Raw genomic sequence first — 15,155 nt, 5'->3', positions numbered from 1 at the left:
ACCTCAAGCCGCCAACCGCAGACACTTATCGTTGAATCGCGATGGAAAGATATATATGGATCTGGAAGGCTGGTCGACCCGTTTGAAGGTATTCGCTGACGCCACCCGCGTGCGCCTGCTGGCGCTGCTGGAGGGCGAAGAGCTCACCGTGGCCGAGTTGTCCGCGATCACCCAGTTGGCGCAACCGCGCGTATCGACCCACCTGGCCAAGCTCAAGGAAGCCGGCATCGTCCGCGATCGGCGTTCCGGTGTGTCCGCCTATTACCGCTTCGACGAAGCCGTGCTGGATCCAGCACAACGCGCCTTGTGGCATTCGATCAGCCAAGGCAGCGACGATCCGCTGCTACGCCAGGACGCCGAGCGAGTGCCGTCGATCCTTGCAATGCGCGCGGCCGACCAGAACTGGGCCGACAGCGTGGCCGGCGACATGGAACGGCATTACTCGCCAGGCCGCACCTGGGAAGCACTGGCACGCACCGCCCTGCCGCTGCTGGCACCCGGCGATGTGCTCGACATCGCCTCCGGTGACGGCGTGCTGGCGGAACTGCTGGCGCCGCATGCCAAGCGCTATGTCTGCATCGACTCCAGCCAACGCGTGGTCGCTGCTGCTGCCGAGCGCCTTCGTCGCTATGAAAATGTCGAGGTGCGCGAAGGCGACATGCATGCGCTGCCGTTCAAGGACAGCAGCTTCGACCTGGTGGTACTGATGCACGCGCTGACTTATGCAGACAAGCCCGCGCAGGCCGTGGCCGAGGCGGCGCGCGTGCTGCGCAAGGGTGGCCGCCTGCTGCTGTCGAGCCTTGCCAAGCATGAGCATCGCAACGTGGTGGCGGCCTATGGCCACCAGAACCTCGGGTTTGCCGCCAGGGACCTGTACAAATTCGTGGAAAAAGCCGGGCTGCGCATCACCAGTACCGAAACCGTGACCCGTGAAAAACGTCCGCCGCATTTCGAGGTGATCTCGCTGATCGGGAGCAAGCCGTGACCGCGCTGCCTTGGCGCAATCCCGAACGCGTCGCTGCGCTTGAGGCCGCGCTGGCTGCGCGCATCCTGATCATCGACGGCGCGATGGGCACCATGATCCAGCGCCACGAACTGGAAGAAGCCGACTACCGCGGCGAACGCTTCGCCGAAGGTTATGACGCACTATTCGGCGCAGATGGCCACGCGCATGGCGCTGGCTGCGGCTGCGAGCCGCAGGACCAGCGCGGCAACAACGACCTGCTCAGCCTGACCCGCCCGGACATCATCCGCAGTATCCACCAGAACTACCTCGCGGCCGGCGCCGACCTGGTCGAAACCAATACCTTCAACTCGACCTCGATATCACTCGCCGATTACCGCCTGCAGCACCTGGTTCGCGAATTGAACCGCGAAGGCGCCGCGCTCGCCCGCGCCGCCTGCGATGAAGCAGAGGCACTCAACCCGTCCAAGCCGCGCTTCGTGATCGGCGTGCTCGGGCCTACCTCGCGCACCGCCTCGCTCAGCCCGGACGTCAATCGCCCCGGCTTCCGTGCGGTTTCCTTCGACGAACTCGCCGAGGCCTATCGCGAAGCGACCTATGGCCTGATCGAGGGTGGCGCGGATGTGCTGATGGTGGAAACCGTGTTCGATACGCTCAATGCCAAGGCCGCGCTGTTCGCGATTGACGATGTGTTCGAAGCACTCGGCGCGCGGCTACCGGTGATGGTGTCAGGAACCATTACCGATGCCTCCGGGCGCACGCTGTCCGGCCAGACTGCTGAAGCGTTCTGGTACTCGCTGCGGCATGCGCAGCCGCTGGCGATCGGCCTGAACTGTGCGCTTGGCGCCAAGGACCTGCGCCAGCACATCGACGTGCTTTCGCAAGTCGCTGATACCAATATCAGCTGCCACCCGAATGCCGGCCTGCCGAATGCGTTCGGTGGATATGACGAAACACCGGAAGACATGGCCGCGATGTTGCACGAATTCGCCACCGCCGGGCTGCTGAACCTGGTTGGTGGCTGCTGCGGAACGACGCCGGAGCACATCGCGGCGATCGCGCAGGCGATGGAAGGCCTTGCGCCGCGCGCGCTTCCTCAAATGGCCGCCCCGCAACTGGCCGATGCCGCATGAACACACTTGCACGCAACACTCGCCTCAGCGGACTGGAACCGCTGCAGATCACGCCGGAATCAAACTTCATCAACGTCGGCGAGCGCACCAATGTCACCGGCAGCGCGCAGTTCAAGAAGCTGATCCTCGACAACCGGCTGGATGAAGCCGTGGTAGTGGCGCGCCAGCAGGTCGAGAACGGTGCGCAGGTGCTCGACGTCAACATGGACGAAGGCCTGCTGGACTCGGAAAAGGCGATGGTGGAATACCTGCACCTGATCGCTGCCGAGCCGGACATCGCGCGCATCCCGGTGATGGTCGACAGCTCCAAGTGGAGCGTGATCGAGGCCGGCCTGAAATGCCTGCAGGGCAAGGGCATCGTCAATTCGATCTCGATGAAGGAAGGCGAGGCCGAATTCCTGCGCCAGGCGCGCTTGGTACGCCGCTATGGCGCCGCAGTGGTGGTGATGGCGTTCGACGAGGACGGCCAGGCCGACACCATCGCGCGCAAGGTCGACATCAGCACCCGTGCCTACGAACTGCTGACGAAAGAAATTGGTTTCCCTCCGGAAGACATCATCTTCGATCCGAATGTATTCGCGATCGCCACCGGTATCGAGGAGCACAACAACTACGCGGTGGACTACATCGAAGCCGCGCGCGAACTTCGCAAGCGGTTCCCGCACAGCCATATCTCCGGCGGCGTATCGAACGTGTCGTTCTCGTTTCGCGGCAACGAGCTGGTTCGGCAGGCGATCCACGTGGTGTTCCTGTACCACGCGATCCGCGCGGGCATGGACATGGGCATCGTCAACGCGGGCGCCCTGCCCCTGTATGACGATCTGGATGGGGAGCTGCGCGAGCGGGTCGAGGACGTGGTGCTCAACCGGCGCAGCGACGGCACCGAGCGCCTGCTGGAAATCGCCGACCGCTTCAAGGGCAAGAAAGGCGAGAAGAAAGTCGAGAACCTGGCCTGGCGCGAGGCATCGGTGGCCAAGCGCCTGAGCCATTCGCTGGTCCACGGCATCGATCAGTATGTGGTCGATGACACTGAAGAGGCGCGCCTGCTATCGACGCGCCCACTGGACGTGATCGAAGGCCCGTTGATGGACGGCATGAACGTGGTTGGCGACCTGTTCGGCGCCGGCAAGATGTTCCTGCCGCAGGTGGTCAAGTCCGCACGCGTCATGAAGAAGGCGGTGGCGCACCTGCTGCCTTACATCGAGGCCGAGAAACTGCGCACCGGCGATGTCGGCAAGAACAACGGCAAGATCGTGATGGCCACGGTCAAGGGCGATGTGCACGACATCGGCAAAAATATCGTAGGGGTGGTGCTGGCCTGCAACAACTTCGAGGTCATCGACCTGGGCGTGATGGTGCCGGCGCAGAAGATCCTGGACACCGCGCGCGAAGTCGGCGCCGACATGATCGGGGTGTCCGGGCTGATCACGCCGTCGCTGGAGGAAATGGGCCACGTTGCCCGCGAAATGCAGCGGCAGGGCTTCACGATCCCGTTGCTGATCGGCGGCGCGACCACCTCGCGCGCGCATACCGCGCTGAAGATCGACCCGCATTACAAGTCGCCGAGCATCTGGGTCAAGGACGCCTCGCGAGCGGTCGGCGTTGCGCAGTCGCTGGTGTCGCCGGAGCTACGTAAGGCGTTCGTCGATGCTGCCGAGAAGGACTATGCGCAGATCCGCCTGCGCCACCGCAATCGTGGCGATGCCAAGCGCCTGGTGCCGCTGGAAAAGGCCCGTGGCCAGCGCTTCGACGGCGGCTGGAAAGGCTACATGCCTCCCGTGCCGGCACAGCCTGGCATCCACGTGTTCGACGACTATCCGCTGGACGAATTGCTGCCGTTGATCGACTGGACGCCGTTCTTCAATACCTGGGAGCTGGCCGGGCGCTATCCGGCGATCCTGGATGACGAGGTCGTGGGTGTGCAGGCGCGCGAGTTGTTCGCCGATGCACAGGCCATGCTCAAGCGCATCGTCGATGAAAAATGGCTGCAGGCGAAGGCGGTGATCGGACTGTGGTCGGCAAATGCTGTCGGCGACGACGTAGTCGTCGATGTGGATGGGGCACCAACCACCCTGCACTTCCTGCGCCAGCAAGTCGACAAGCCGGTCGAACGTCCGGATTTCTGCCTGGCCGATTTCATAGCACCAAAGTCGACCGGCAAGCAGGACTGGATCGGCGGCTTCGCGGTGACCTCCGGCATCGGCATCGAGCCGCATATCGCCCGCTTCCAGGCCGACCATGACGACTACAACGCGATCCTGCTGAAGGCACTCGCCGACCGTCTTGCTGAAACCCTGGCGGAGCGCATGCACCAACGCGTTCGCAAGGAATTCTGGGGCTTTGCTGCAGATGAAACGCTGGATGCGGAAGCGTTGATCGACGAGAAATACCGTGGTATCCGGCCTGCCCCAGGGTATCCGGCATGTCCAGAGCACAGCGAGAAATCAACGCTGTTCCGCATGCTGGACGCCACCACAAATGCCGATATAACCCTGACCGACAGTTTCGCTATGTATCCGGCTTCGGCGGTATCCGGCTATTACTTCAGCCATCCCGGCAGCCAGTATTTCGTGGTCGGCCGTGTGTCGAAGGAGCAAGCGGCGGACTATGCACGCCGCAAAGGTGTCGACCTGCAACAGGCGGAGCGCTGGCTGGCGTCGAACCTCGACTACGATCCCGAATGAGACTGGTGAACGGTCCGGATGGCAGGCCTCCGGTCGTGGGTATCATCGGCAATGCCGGTGCATACGGACGCTGGCTGACCGCATTTTTTCGGGAGCGCATGGGACTGCAGGTCATCGGCCGCGATCCCGCGGGCGAAACCGGACTCTCACCACGCGAACTGGCCCTGCAAGCCGACGTACTGATCTTCAGCGCGCCGATCCGCCACTCGGTCGCGGTGATTGACGACTACGTGGCCGCGGCTGCCGGCGATGAAGCCGGCAAGCTCTGGCTGGACCTGACTTCGATCAAGCAGGCCCCGGTCGAGGCGATGCTGCGTTCCCGCGCGGAGGTCGTCGGCCTGCATCCGATGGCGGCGCCTCCAAAGATCGGTAGCCTGAAAGGCCACGTGCTGGCAGTCTGCCCGGCACGAATCACACGCTGGCAGGCCTGGCTGGACGAACTGCTGGCCAGGCTCGAAGCCGAATATGTTCATGTCGAGCCACTTGCGCATGATCGTGCGATGGCACTGGTGCAGGGGTTGGTACATGCCTCGCACATGACCCAGGCGCGCGTACTTGAACTGCTCGCCAGCGAGGCAGGCGGCATGCCACTGCTGCATGCGTTGCGGACCGTGGGCTTTGAGCTCGACCTGACTGTTACCGGACGGATCCTGTCTGGCAATCTAGCCATCTACGAAGATATCCAGTTCGGCAATCCGCACGTCCTGCCGGTCCTGCAGGAACTTGCGGATGCCAGCGCACAGTTGCGCGACCATGTGGCTGACGGCAGCGAGGATGCCCGACGCAACATGCGCGCAGACTTCCTGGTCCAGCCGGCGCAGGCCTTCACCGGCGACTCACTCGCAATACGCAGCCATGGCTTCGAACGGTTGAGCTACCTTCTGGCCGACCTGGATGACCACCGCTACCTGAGTGTCTACCTGCCTGAGGATCGACCAGGCTCGTTGCGCGCGCTGCTGGAAATCTTCGAGGCGCTCGGCGTCAACCTGGCGTCGATCCACTCCTCGCGCACGCCTCATGGCGAGCTGCATTTCAGGATCGGACTCGACGCACTACCCGTGCCAATTCAGGCCTTGCGCGAGGCGGTGGAAGGCGCCGACATCGGCCGCATCCTTGAAGCCCGCGACAACGCAGGCTGAGGCTCACCAGGCCAGGTCGTCGGGCACCTGGTATTGCGGATCCGCGTAGGGATCGTCTTCGCGCGTCGCATTTGGGTCGACTTTCAGCGCGATCGCGGGCGCGAACACGGCCTCGGCCTGCGCCAGCAGTTCGGCGCTGACCAGCAGGTAACGCCCTTCCAGTTGCAGCACGCCGAGTTCGCCGGCGTTGAGTGCCTTGAGCTGGTCGGCAGTAACGTGGATGCGTTTGATCTTGCCGCCATATTCGAAATGGCGGACGTGTTCGGCGTCGTTGGCATTCAGCCCCTTGCCGGCCACGAGTTCGGTCAGTTTCGCCTTGGCCTCGCGGCGCAGGCGCGCCTGCTCCTGCTTGAGCCGCTCGGCCTCTATGCGTTCGTCCTTTTCTTTCTGCGCACGGATCGCATAGGCCTTGGCCAGGTCGATGTCTTCGCGGCTGCGCGCAGGCTTGCCCGGGCCACGTGGCTGCTGCGGCTGCGGCTTGTGCCCAGCGCGCTCGCCCTGCCGTGCATGCGCCGGCTTCGCGGCTTGGCCGGGACGCCCCGGGTTGACGGCACTGGATGGCTTGCGGTGTTCCGCCGCGCGATTGTCTTTGCGCTCTGGCTTGCGTTCTGGCTTTGGTGCGGGTTTGAAACCCAATCCAAGCAATTGGTCGCGCAGGGAATCAGTCATGACGGTCAGTAGTGCGGGGGTGGTGGTTCGTTGGCGGCATCACCAGTGAGCGGACTGGTTGCCATGGCGCTGCGCAATTGTCGCAACTCTTCCAACATCCGGTGCATCAACAGTGCATTGCGCGATTCGCCATCGCGCGCGGCGGCCAGTGCATCGCTGAGTTCGTGCAGGGCCTGTTCCTGGAACGCGAGCCGCATTTCCAGGTCGACCAGGCGCTGTTCGATCGCATCCATCGCAGGTCAGCCCCGGACCAGCGAACGACCGCGGCCGATGCCGTAATAGGCAAGGCCGGCAGCTTCGATATCGGATGGCTCATAAAGGTTGCGGCCATCGAACACGACGGCATCGGCGAGCGATCGCTTCATGCGAGTGAAATCCGGGCTGCGGAACTGCTTCCACTCGGTCACCACCACCAGTGCATCCGCGCCGTCCAGTGCTTGCGCATCGGACTCGCACAGCTTCAGATCCTTGCGTTCACCGAAGATGCGCCCGGTTTCGGGCATGGCTTCGGGATCGAAGGCCTGCACGCACGCACCTGCGTCCCACAGCTGTTGCATCAGGCGACGGCTGGAGGCTTCACGCATATCGTCGGTATTCGGCTTGAAGGCCAGCCCCCAAACCGCGAAGGTCTTTCCGCGCAATGCATCGACGCCACCGTAATGGCGCAGCACCAGTTCGAACAGGTGGCTCTTCTGCGCCTCGTTGACTGCTTCCACCGCATCCAGCAGGCGCGGCCGCAGGCCATGTTGCTGGGCAGTTTTTGCCAAGGCCTGAACGTCCTTGGGGAAGCAGGAACCGCCATAACCGGCGCCCGGGTAAATGAAGTGCCAACCGATGCGCGGGTCCGAGCCAATCCCCTTGCGCACGTGTTCGATATCCGCACCCACCTGTTCGGCGATGTTGGCGATCTCGTTCATGAAACTGATCTTGGTCGCCAGCATTGCATTGGCGGCATATTTGGTCAGTTCGGCCGAACGTACATCCATGCTCACGATGCGGTCGTGATTGCGGTTGAACGGTGCATACAGGCGCTTGAGCTGCTCGATCGCACTGGCGCTGTCGGCGCCGATCACGATCCGGTCCGGGCGCATGCAGTCCTCGACCGCGGCGCCCTCCTTGAGGAATTCCGGGTTGGACACGACGTCAAACTGGATGTCGGCACCGCGCGCCTGCAATGCCGAGGCAATCGCCGCACGTACCTTGTCCGCGGTACCGACCGGTACCGTCGACTTGTCCACCACGACGGACGGCCGCTGCAGGTGCTCACCGATAGTGTTTGCCACCGTCAGCACGTACTTCAGGTCGGCACTGCCATCCTCGTCCGGCGGCGTGCCTACGGCGATGAAGATGATTTCGCCATGCGCAATCCCGGCCTGCGCGTCAGTGCTGAAGCGCAGGCGACCCGAGGCATGGTTGGCCTTGACCATCGGGGTCAGCCCCGGCTCATAGATCGGGATCACCCCATTGTTGAGGCCATCGACCTTGGCTGCATCGATGTCCACGCAGATGACATCATGGCCAACCTCGGCCAGGCAGGTGCCGGTGACCAGGCCAACATAGCCGGTGCCGAAAATACAGACGCGCATGCAATAGGTTCCGTTCTGGGCAAAGAGGTGTCATGGGCAAAAAAAAGGGACGTACCGCGAGGATACGTCCCCTTCCTGATCGATGCGATTACTTGGCGGACGGCGGCTTGACGATGTCGAGCAGATCGACTTCAAACACCAGCACCTGGTTGGGGCCGATCATCGGCGGCGCCTGTTCGCCATAGGCCAGGCTGGCCGGGATCCAGAACTTGTACTTGGCGCCGACCGGCATCAGTTGCAGGCCTTCGCTCCAGCCCGGGATCACGCCATCCAGCGGCATCACCGCCGGTTCGCCGCGGTCGTAGGAACTGTCGAAGGTCTTGCCATCCAGCAAGCTGCCCTTGTAGTTCACCTTGACCCCGTCCTTGGCACCTGGCTTTGCGCCCTTGGCATCGGTCATCACCTGGTACTGCAGGCCAGACGGCGTGGTGGTCACGCCTGGCTTCTTGGCGTTATCCGCCAGGAACTTGTTGCCGATTTCCAGGTTGTTCTTGGCATCGGCCATCATCTTGGCGATGTGCTTGGCCTGCATCTTTTGGCTGAAGCCCTCACCGATGGTCTTGGCCTGGTCTTCGGTCAGCAGCATTTTTTCGTCCGCCATCTGGCTGCGCATCGCTTTTACCACGGTATCGAGGTTTACCTCGTCCTTGATTTCGGTGAGCTGCTTGCCCGTCATCATGCCGATCATGTAACTGACCTGCTCTTTCTCGGTGGGCAGGCCAGGATAGCTGGACTTGCCATCGGCAGCCGCGTCCTTGGTGGCTTCCGCCGACTTTTCGGCCTTGGCATCGGCAGGCTTCTGCGCGGTTTTGTCACAGGCGCCGAGTGCGAGCACGCTGGCGATGGCTAGGACGGTGGCACGGGCAACAGGCTTCATCGAATCATGGCTCCGGAATTAGGGGGGTGGGATGCATGCCGTTGCAGGCATGCGGGACATGGCGAAATTTTGATCGTGTTACTCGACGCCAAGCAGTTCGACATCGAATATCAGGGTGGCATTGGGACCGATCACGCCATCGCCGCCGCCTTTCTCGCCGTAAGCAAGGTCGCCGGGAACCCAGAACCGGTACTTGGCACCAACCGGCATCATGCCGACACCTTCAGACCAGCCGGGGATGACTTGGTTCAATCCGAACACGGCAGGTTCCCCGCGATCGTAGGAACTGTCGAACTTGGTACCGTCCAGCGAGGTGCCGACATAATTGACGTGCACGCGCTCGCCTGGCTTCGGGCGCGGCCCATTGCCTTGGCGCAACACCATGTACTGCAGGCCGCTGGGGGTTGTGAAAACGCCCTTGACCGCTTTGTTCTTGGCCATGAACTCCTGGCCGGCCTTGCGATTCACCTGGCCAGCCTCGGCAGCCTTGGTCTGCTGGATCGCCTGCCTATGCGCTGAGAATGCACTGCGAACAGCACTGGCTTCTTCGTCGCTCAACAAGGTCTTGGCATTGGGCGTAGTGGCGTCCTTCAGGCCGCGCAGCATGGTCGGCACGTCGAATTCGGCACTGACTGCAGCAAGGTTGCCACCCACGTCCGCGCCAAGCAGGTAACCGACTTTCTGCCGATCCAGGGCAGCAGCCGGCTTGCCGCTCTTGCGCGCGCCGATGCTGGCCATGAGCGATTGAGAGGTCTTCTGCGCCTCTGCGCCGTCCAGCAAGGGCTGCTTGCCGGCCATCCCGTTCTCCAATGCCTTCTGGAAAGCGGCCATGTCCATGTCCGGCATCGCCGGCTCAAGCGAGCGCGCGACATCCATGCCGATCATGTAGCCGACCTTGTCGCGATCGGTGGCAAGCGGTGCCTGCTGCGCCTGGACCAGGCCAAACACCGCAACAAGCAGCAATGCGCAGGCAGCGCGCGGGGAAAAGGACATCGGCAACTCCATCGGTGAACAGGCGCAACGATCCGCGCTAGCGGCGGGCAATCCAGACATTGTCGTTTGCCGCGGCGGGTACGGCAATCCCGGCGCCCAGGTTTGTTCATTCCGCTGTCTGCTCGCCACCAAAATCGGGAGCCTGCGTCTCTATGCCATCAGTTGGGTCACTTGAAGCTTGACGGGATGAATTCTAGTGTTATAGTTGCCTACAACACCGAATACCCAAAGCAGGACACCACCATGACCCGCAAACTCCACAACACCCTGATGGCCGCGATCGCTAGCAGCAGCCTGCTGGTCGTCGGCATTATTGCCAGTTCTCCGATCACGCCACACCTGGACGCGACCAACACGGCTAGCGTGCTCGCATCGATCGATTCGCAGGCGGTGATGGCCAGTGATGCCATAGACGAGGCGGATGCCGCACCAATCCAGCGGGCACGCGCCGTTCGACATAGCCGGCAGTCTCTGGCGATGCCCTTCTTCTCCTTCGCACCGCGGAGCTGAGCCATGGCCGCAATCGAATGGAGCGATGGCGCTCCCATCTACCGCCAGCTCAAGGAACGCGTCGTGGCGATGCTGCTCGATGGCGTGCTGAAGCCTGGCGATGCGCTGCCATCGGTCCGCCAAGTCGCGGCCGAATATCAGCTCAATCCGATCACCGTCTCGCGTGCCTACCAGGAACTCGCGGACGATCAACTCGTGGAAAAACGCAGGGGACTTGGCATGTACGTGATTGACGGCGCCGCCACGCGCTTGATGAGCAGCGAGCGCGAACATTTCCTGCGCGAAGAATGGCCGCTGGTGCTCGAGCGCATCCAGCGCCTGGGCCTGGAGCCCGGCGAACTGCTTGATCCCAAGAACAAGTGGGGAAGGAAATGAGTGCATCCATGACAATTGCATCAACCAAAAGCGACGTCGTCACCGCACGCGGCCTGCGCAAGGCATACAAGGGCAAGCTAGCCCTGGACGGCACCAGTTTCGAGATCCCGGTTGGCCGCATCGTCGGCTTGATCGGTCCGAATGGCGCCGGCAAGACCACAGCTCTCAAGGCCATGCTCGGCCTGATCCCGTTCGAAGGCGAGCTGAAGGTACTGGGCAAGGATCCGCGCACCGAGCGCGACGAACTCATGAACGATGTCTGCTTCATCGCCGACGTGGCCGTGCTGCCGCGCTGGATCAAGGTCAAGCAGGCGATCGAGTTCACTGCCGGCGTGCATCCGCGTTTCGATGCGGCCAAGTGCTGGCGCTTCCTGCAAGGCACCCAGCTGACACCTGACCTGCGCGTGCGCGAAATGTCCAAGGGCATGATCGTGCAATTGCACCTGGCGCTGGTGATGGCGATCGATGCCAAGTTCCTGGTGCTGGACGAACCGACCCTGGGCCTGGACATCCTGTATCGCAAGCAGTTCTACCAGCGCCTGCTGGAAGACTATTTCGACGAGGAAAAAACCATTCTGGTCACCACCCACCAGGTTGAGGAGATCGAACACATCCTCACCGACGTGATGTTCATCCGCGACGGCAAGATCGTGCTGGACGCGACCATGGATGACGTCGGCGCGCGCTACGTGGAAGTGCTGGTCAATGCCGACCAGCTGGATACCGCACGCGCACTGAAACCGATCGACGAACGCGCCCTGCCCTTCGGCAAGACCGTCATGCTTTTTGACAGCGCGTTGTTCGATGGCGCCGATCCGGCCCGGCTGGCCGAACTCGGCGAAACCCGAAATCCAGGCTTGGCCGACCTGTTCGTCGCCACCATGAAGGGAACCTACGCATGAACACCAGCGTCCAATCCACAACTTTCGACGAAGCCGAACGCCCGCGCCAGATGCGCGCGGCGCCACACGCCACCCACAAGTTCAAATTGTTGCTCAAGCGCGAATTCTGGGAGCACAAGGGTGGTTTCTTCTGGGCGCCGATCTGGGCCGGCGGAATCTCGCTGGTACTGACCTTGATGGCACTGATTTTTGGCGAGGTAGCCGCCCGTCGCGCCTTCGCCGAAGGCAAGTTCCACGGCGACAGCCTAGGTAGCAACGTCAACATCAACGGGCTCGACCTGGGGATGCTCACGTCGAAGATGGATGCCAAGAACATGCACGACCTGGCCGGCGGCATCGACCTGAGCATGCTGAGTGCCTCGATGTGGCCCCTGTTCGTGCTTGGCTTCGTAGTGTTCTTCTATTGCCTTGGCACCCTGTACGACGAGCGCAAGGACCGCAGCGTGCTGTTCTGGAAGTCGTTGCCGGTGTCCGACCGCGACACTGTGTTGTCCAAGCTGGTCAGCGCGTTGGTGATCGCTCCGACCTTGGCCATTGGTGCCGCGATCATCACCATGTTCGCCTTCCTGATCATGATCAGCGGCTTCGTACTGCTGCACCACGGCAACCCGATGCAGCTGATCTGGGGGCCCGGCAGCCCGTTGAAGGTCGCTGCCAGCCTGGTCGCCTGCATCCCGGTCTATGCGTTGTGGGCACTGCCCACCGTCGGCTGGCTGATGTTGTGCTCCGCGTGGTCACGCAGCAAGCCGTTCCTGTGGGCCATCCTGCTGCCGGTGTTTTCCTGGATCATCGTCGCCTGGTTCGGCCTGATGAATGTCTTCAGCCTGGATGCGGGTTGGTTTGGACGCAATATCGTGGCCCGCGCCCTGATCAGCGTATTCCCCGGCACCTGGTACATGAACGACGCCGTGAAAGGCCAGCTCTCCACCCATGTCAACAGCCCAGGCGACATCGCCAACGCCATCCAGATCGGCAAGAGCTGGGCGGTGTTCGGAACCGCGGAATTGTGGATTGGTGCGCTGGTCGGCGCCGCCATGATCTTCGCCGCGATCCGCCTGCGCCGCTGGCGCGACGACAGCTGACGCTTCACATCACCACGCGTCGCACGGAACATTGCACAAACACCGGAGGCCCCATGAACAAGTTCCATAGCCTGACTCTCGCCCTGCTCACCACGGCCCCCATGCTGGCATGCAGCCAGCCGCCAACACCTCCTGCCCCACCAGCGCCCCCGGCTGCGTCCGCCGCAACCAGCATGATCGGCCGCCATGTGGAAAAGGCCATCAACGAGGCACGCGCGGAACTGCGTACGAAGAACATCAGTATTAGCGACGGCTTCAACATCAACATCAATGGGCACAAGATCCACCGCTCGGACGCCAACTTGCCGAAAGCCGAGATCACCCCGCAGGGCGATCTGTTGATCGAGGGCAAGACAGTGGCGGTCACACCGGCCCAGCGCCAGCAACTACTCGCCTATCGCGGCCAGATCATCGGCGTGGCTGAAGCAGGCATGGCGATCGGCGCCAAAGGCGCCGATATCGCGGGAGAGGCGCTGGGTGGCGTGGTCGGCGCGATCTTTGGTGGCAAGGACGGCGAGAAGGACTTCGAGCAGCGCATGGAAGCGCAGGGCAAGAGGATCGAAGCCGAGGCGATGAGGCTGTGTACCCAGATGCCGGCATTGTTGGCCAGCCAGCAAGCGCTTTCGGCCTCGATTCCCGAGTTCAAGCCCTATGCACGGATGACCCAGGAAGACATCGACGACTGTGGCAAGGATGGCAAGGACAAAGGCATCAGTGTTACCAGCAACTGATTCAACGCACTGAGGCAGACAGGCTGGATCTCAAACCCCGTTTGCGCCGCCCTGGATTCCGCCCCGCGCAAGCACGGCCGGGTCCAGCAAGCGGCGCAACTGCTTTTCAGGCATCCCGGTTTCTTCCATCGCCACGTCCAGCACGGCGCGATTTTCCACATAAGCACGCTTGGCGATCTTCGCCGCCTTTTCATAGCCGATCACCGGATTTAGCGCGGTCACCAGGATGGGATTTCGCGACAGCGCTTCATCGACGCGCTCGCGGCGGACCTTCAGCCCGGCAATCGTGTCGTCCGCCAGCAGGCGCATGGCATTGGCCAGTAGCCGAATCGAATCGAGCAGGTTGCAGGCGATCAGCGGCAACATCACGTTGAGCTGGAAGTTGCCACTCTGGCCCGCGACGGTAATCGCGGCGTGATGCCCGATCACCTGTGCGCACACCATGGCGGTCGCTTCCGGGATCACCGGATTGATCTTGCCCGGCATGATCGAACTACCCGGCTGCAGTGCGGGCAACTCGACTTCACCCAAGCCGGCCAGCGGTCCGGAATTCATCCAGCGCAGGTCATTCGCGATCTTCATCAGGGCCACCGCCAGCACGCTGAGCTGGCCAGACAACTCCACCGCATCGTCCTGCGAGGCCAAGCCTTCGAAAAGGTTGGCGGCGGGCACGAAGCGGGTTCCAGCCAGTGCCGACAGGGCCTTGGACATCGCCTTGCCGAAGCGCGGATCTGCGTTGATGCCGGTACCGATCGCGGTGCCGCCGATCGGCAGGCGACGCAGGCGCTTGATGCTGTCCTCGATGCGCATCTGCGCCGATGCCAGTTGAGCCGCCCACGCACCGAATTCCTGGCCGAAGGTCAGCGGCATCGCATCCATCAGGTGGGTGCGGCCGGTCTTGGTGATTTTACCGAGCGCGCGAGCGCGCCGCTCGATGGTGCGGCGCAGGTGCTTGAGGGTGGGCAGCAGGGTTTCGACCGTGGCTAGTTGCGCCGAGACCCGCAGCGCAGTCGGGATCACGTCGTTTGAACTCTGGCCGAGATTCACGTGGTCGTTCGGGTGCACCTTGCTGCGCCCGCCGCGGGTAGCCAGGGTCGCAATCACCTCGTTGGCATTCATGTTGCTGGAGGTGCCCGACCCGGTCTGGTACACGTCAACCGGGAACTGCGCGTCATACTCGCCCTTGGCCACTGCCATCGCTGCCTTGCGGATAGAGGCCGACATGCCCTTGCCAAGCAAACCCAGGTCGCCATTGACCTGCGCTGCGGCGGCTTTGACCAACCCTAAAGCACGAATGAACTCGCGTGGCATCGGCTGGCCCGAGATCGGGAAATTCAGTACGGCGCGCTGGGTCGATGCACCCCACAGCGCGTCGGCCGGCACCTCCAGCTCACCCATGCTGTCGTGTTCGATGCGGACATCGGCTTGCTTGTTCATCCGGAGGCTCCTTGCCAATTGACTGTTGGTCTGCAACGAGCTTAACCCCGGCACGGTTTAGAATTGGTGTTCA

Annotated in this window: 15 protein-coding genes; 9 read left to right on the top strand and 6 right to left on the bottom strand. The window is 62.6% G+C overall.

Annotated features, from left to right (window positions below):
• Positions 1-55: 55 nt before the first annotated feature.
• Genes PSV05_RS08865 through PSV05_RS08850 form a run of 4 tightly spaced genes read left to right on the top strand, consistent with a single transcriptional unit; the run spans position 56 to position 5,920 of the window.
• Positions 56-985 (top strand): metalloregulator ArsR/SmtB family transcription factor, encoded by a 930-nt coding sequence (locus tag PSV05_RS08865; RefSeq protein ID WP_300064204.1) that lies wholly within the window; start codon positions 56-58, stop codon positions 983-985.
• Complete coding sequence (locus tag PSV05_RS08860) at positions 982-2,097, top strand: homocysteine S-methyltransferase family protein (protein ID WP_300064202.1); 1,116 nt, start codon at positions 982-984, stop codon at positions 2,095-2,097. The genes PSV05_RS08865 and PSV05_RS08860 overlap by 4 nt, the downstream gene beginning before the upstream one ends.
• A complete protein-coding gene (gene metH / locus PSV05_RS08855; protein WP_300064201.1) occupies positions 2,094-4,781 on the top strand; it encodes a methionine synthase in 2,688 nt (895 codons plus the stop codon). The genes PSV05_RS08860 and metH overlap by 4 nt, the downstream gene beginning before the upstream one ends.
• Complete coding sequence (locus tag PSV05_RS08850; RefSeq protein WP_300064200.1) at positions 4,778-5,920, top strand: prephenate dehydrogenase; 1,143 nt, start codon at positions 4,778-4,780, stop codon at positions 5,918-5,920. Before metH ends, PSV05_RS08850 begins: the two co-directional genes overlap by 4 nt.
• Before the next feature lie 3 nt (positions 5,921-5,923).
• On the opposite strand, the gene PSV05_RS08845 is transcribed toward PSV05_RS08850, so the two are convergent.
• From PSV05_RS08845 to PSV05_RS08825, 5 genes are all read right to left on the bottom strand, one after another.
• Positions 5,924-6,589 carry a DUF2058 family protein gene (locus tag PSV05_RS08845; protein WP_300064198.1) on the bottom strand — a complete coding sequence of 222 codons (666 nt, stop codon included), beginning with the start codon at positions 6,587-6,589 and terminating at the stop codon, positions 5,924-5,926.
• A 5-nt stretch (positions 6,590-6,594) separates the two neighbouring features.
• Positions 6,595-6,822, bottom strand: coding sequence for a SlyX family protein (locus PSV05_RS08840; RefSeq protein WP_300064196.1), 228 nt, complete (start codon positions 6,820-6,822; stop codon positions 6,595-6,597).
• A gap of 6 nt (positions 6,823-6,828) precedes the next feature.
• Positions 6,829-8,175, bottom strand: a complete 1,347-nt coding sequence (locus PSV05_RS08835; RefSeq protein ID WP_300064194.1) for a UDP-glucose/GDP-mannose dehydrogenase family protein — start codon at positions 8,173-8,175, stop codon at positions 6,829-6,831.
• A gap of 88 nt (positions 8,176-8,263) precedes the next feature.
• Entirely contained in the window at positions 8,264-9,052 is a 789-nt protein-coding gene (locus PSV05_RS08830; RefSeq protein WP_300064192.1) for an FKBP-type peptidyl-prolyl cis-trans isomerase, read from the bottom strand.
• 78 nt (positions 9,053-9,130) lie between these two features.
• Entirely contained in the window at positions 9,131-10,045 is a 915-nt protein-coding gene (locus PSV05_RS08825) for an FKBP-type peptidyl-prolyl cis-trans isomerase (RefSeq protein ID WP_300064190.1), read from the bottom strand.
• 243 nt (positions 10,046-10,288) lie between these two features.
• Between PSV05_RS08825 and PSV05_RS08820 the strand changes: the two genes are divergently transcribed.
• Genes PSV05_RS08820 through PSV05_RS08800 form a run of 5 tightly spaced genes read left to right on the top strand, consistent with a single transcriptional unit; the run spans position 10,289 to position 13,645 of the window.
• Positions 10,289-10,555 carry a hypothetical protein gene (locus PSV05_RS08820; protein ID WP_300064188.1) on the top strand — a complete coding sequence of 89 codons (267 nt, stop codon included), beginning with the start codon at positions 10,289-10,291 and terminating at the stop codon, positions 10,553-10,555.
• A 3-nt stretch (positions 10,556-10,558) separates the two neighbouring features.
• Positions 10,559-10,930 (top strand): GntR family transcriptional regulator, encoded by a 372-nt coding sequence (locus PSV05_RS08815; protein ID WP_300064186.1) that lies wholly within the window; start codon positions 10,559-10,561, stop codon positions 10,928-10,930.
• Positions 10,931-10,938: 8 nt separating this feature from the next.
• Positions 10,939-11,832, top strand: coding sequence for an ABC transporter ATP-binding protein (locus PSV05_RS08810; RefSeq protein WP_300064184.1), 894 nt, complete (start codon positions 10,939-10,941; stop codon positions 11,830-11,832).
• Positions 11,829-12,914 carry an ABC-2 transporter permease gene (locus PSV05_RS08805; protein ID WP_345782245.1) on the top strand — a complete coding sequence of 362 codons (1,086 nt, stop codon included), beginning with the start codon at positions 11,829-11,831 and terminating at the stop codon, positions 12,912-12,914. Before PSV05_RS08810 ends, PSV05_RS08805 begins: the two co-directional genes overlap by 4 nt.
• Before the next feature lie 53 nt (positions 12,915-12,967).
• Positions 12,968-13,645 (top strand): DUF2884 family protein, encoded by a 678-nt coding sequence (locus PSV05_RS08800; RefSeq protein WP_300064182.1) that lies wholly within the window; start codon positions 12,968-12,970, stop codon positions 13,643-13,645.
• A gap of 30 nt (positions 13,646-13,675) precedes the next feature.
• Here the strand turns inward: PSV05_RS08800 and PSV05_RS08795 are convergent, their stop codons facing one another.
• Positions 13,676-15,082, bottom strand: a complete 1,407-nt coding sequence (locus PSV05_RS08795) for a class II fumarate hydratase (RefSeq protein ID WP_300064180.1) — start codon at positions 15,080-15,082, stop codon at positions 13,676-13,678.
• Positions 15,083-15,155: the final 73 nt, after the last annotated feature.

The sequence above is a fragment of the Thermomonas sp. genome (genome assembly GCF_029945965.1).
In the GTDB taxonomy this organism is placed as follows: Bacteria; Pseudomonadota; Gammaproteobacteria; order Xanthomonadales; family Xanthomonadaceae; genus Thermomonas.
Note: the sequence above shows the minus strand (reverse complement) of the source record. Positions and strands in the feature narration are given on the sequence as shown.

Bases quoted from the DNA above. Each gene is read 5' to 3' on its own strand.
- PSV05_RS08795 (WP_300064180.1), bottom strand. From the start codon at position 15,082: ATGAACAAGCAAGCCGATGTCCGCATCGAACACGACAGCATGGGTGAG.
- PSV05_RS08845 (WP_300064198.1), bottom strand. From the start codon at position 6,589: ATGACTGATTCCCTGCGCGACCAATTGCTTGGATTGGGTTTCAAACCC.
- PSV05_RS08810 (WP_300064184.1), top strand. From the start codon at position 10,939: ATGACAATTGCATCAACCAAAAGCGACGTCGTCACCGCACGCGGCCTG.
- PSV05_RS08830 (WP_300064192.1), bottom strand. From the start codon at position 9,052: ATGAAGCCTGTTGCCCGTGCCACCGTCCTAGCCATCGCCAGCGTGCTC.
- PSV05_RS08850 (WP_300064200.1), top strand. From the start codon at position 4,778: ATGAGACTGGTGAACGGTCCGGATGGCAGGCCTCCGGTCGTGGGTATC.
- metH (WP_300064201.1), top strand. From the start codon at position 2,094: ATGAACACACTTGCACGCAACACTCGCCTCAGCGGACTGGAACCGCTG.
- PSV05_RS08835 (WP_300064194.1), bottom strand. From the start codon at position 8,175: ATGCGCGTCTGTATTTTCGGCACCGGCTATGTTGGCCTGGTCACCGGC.
- PSV05_RS08800 (WP_300064182.1), top strand. From the start codon at position 12,968: ATGAACAAGTTCCATAGCCTGACTCTCGCCCTGCTCACCACGGCCCCC.
- PSV05_RS08820 (WP_300064188.1), top strand. From the start codon at position 10,289: ATGACCCGCAAACTCCACAACACCCTGATGGCCGCGATCGCTAGCAGC.
- PSV05_RS08805 (WP_345782245.1), top strand. From the start codon at position 11,829: ATGAACACCAGCGTCCAATCCACAACTTTCGACGAAGCCGAACGCCCG.
- PSV05_RS08825 (WP_300064190.1), bottom strand. From the start codon at position 10,045: ATGTCCTTTTCCCCGCGCGCTGCCTGCGCATTGCTGCTTGTTGCGGTG.
- PSV05_RS08840 (WP_300064196.1), bottom strand. From the start codon at position 6,822: ATGGATGCGATCGAACAGCGCCTGGTCGACCTGGAAATGCGGCTCGCG.
- PSV05_RS08815 (WP_300064186.1), top strand. From the start codon at position 10,559: ATGGCCGCAATCGAATGGAGCGATGGCGCTCCCATCTACCGCCAGCTC.
- PSV05_RS08865 (WP_300064204.1), top strand. From the start codon at position 56: ATGGATCTGGAAGGCTGGTCGACCCGTTTGAAGGTATTCGCTGACGCC.